Annotated in this window: 2 protein-coding genes; both read left to right on the top strand. The window is 66.4% G+C overall.

All coding sequences use genetic code 11. The features are described from left to right. Positions 1–104 precede the first annotated feature (104 nt). Entirely contained in the window at positions 105–953 is an 849-nt protein-coding gene (locus tag ACLB9X_RS34365; protein ID WP_410364338.1) for an IS5 family transposase, read from the top strand. After that, positions 950–1,308: hypothetical protein (locus ACLB9X_RS34360; protein WP_410364337.1), on the top strand; the 359-nt coding region annotated here is incomplete at its 3' end. The genes ACLB9X_RS34365 and ACLB9X_RS34360, both read left to right, overlap by 4 nt.

Here is a 1,308-nt window from a genome sequence, read left to right as displayed (position 1 = left end):
AGTGGGCGGTTCGTGAGTATATGAGTTGTTCTGGTGTCGCCTGATGGTGTGGACGGAGGCGGAACGTGCCGGTCCGATGCCGGTGGCCTGCTGGAATCGGTGGGGTGAGTGAACGCAAGCCGTACCAGAGCGACTTGACGGACGGGCAATGGGCGTTGATCGAGCCGGTGCTCACGGCCTGGAAGAACCGGCACCGTTCCGTCAGCGGCCACCAGGGCCGCTACTCGATGCGGGAGATCGTGAACTCGATCCTCTACCAGTCCCGGACCGGCTGTCAGTGGGCTCTCCTGCCGAATGACCTGCCGCCGAAGAGCGCGACGTACTACTACTTCGCCGCCTGGCGGGACGACGGCACCGACCAGCAGATCCATGAACTCCTGCGCTGCCAGGTGCGGGAGAGGAACCGGCGATTAGAGGACCCGACCCTGGTGATCCTGGACACCCAGAGTGTCCGGGCGGCCACCGGGGTCCCCGCGGCCACGACGGGTAAAGACGCCGCGAAACGGGTACCGGGCCGCAAGCGGGGACTGGCCGTGGACGTCCTCGGCCTGGTCATCGCCGTCACCGTGCTGGCCGCGAGCGTCCACGACAACGCCGCCGGCATCAATCTGCTCGACCAGGTCGCCGTCGCGGCCGGCGGCTCGGTCAGCAAAGCCCTGGTCGACCAGGGCTTCAAAAACCAGGTCGTCACGCACGGGGCTGCCCTCGGTATCGACGTCGAGATCGTCCAGCGGAACCCTGAGGAGCAGGGATTCGTTCCGCAGCCGAAACGGTGGCGGGTGGAGCAGACGTTCGGGATCTTGATACTGCACCGGCGGCTGGTCCGCGACTACGAACACCGCCCTGCTTCCTCCGCCTCACGCGTCTACTGGGCCATGACCCACGTCATAGCCCGTCGGCTCACCGACACGAACACGCTCACCTGGCGCGATCCGCGGGTGGCCGGCGCGTGAACCTGAACCCTCTCCTCCAGGCACTCGATCTTCAGGAAGACGCCGCCCGGGCCCTGGCCGATGATCTCCGCATCCAGATCGACGCCCTGCAGTCCCAACTCCGTGAGGCCGAACTACGTCTGGAACACCTCGCCATCACCCGCACGACCATCACCGGCCTCGCCGACCGAATCCCGGCCCAGACGGTCGACCCAGCAGGAAGTCTAGAGCTGCCTGAGCACCCGGACTACCCGCGCATCCTCGCCGTCTTCAACGACACCCACGGTCCGCTGAGGGCCCGAGACATCTGTCAGGCCCTCGACTTCGAGCTCCTGCCGAAACACGTCGAACGCACCCGCGCCAAGATGAAACGCCT

Source organism: Streptomyces sp. 5K101 (assembly GCF_046506645.1).
Taxonomy (GTDB): domain Bacteria; phylum Actinomycetota; class Actinomycetes; order Streptomycetales; family Streptomycetaceae; genus Streptomyces.
Note: the sequence above shows the minus strand (reverse complement) of the source record. Positions and strands in the feature narration are given on the sequence as shown.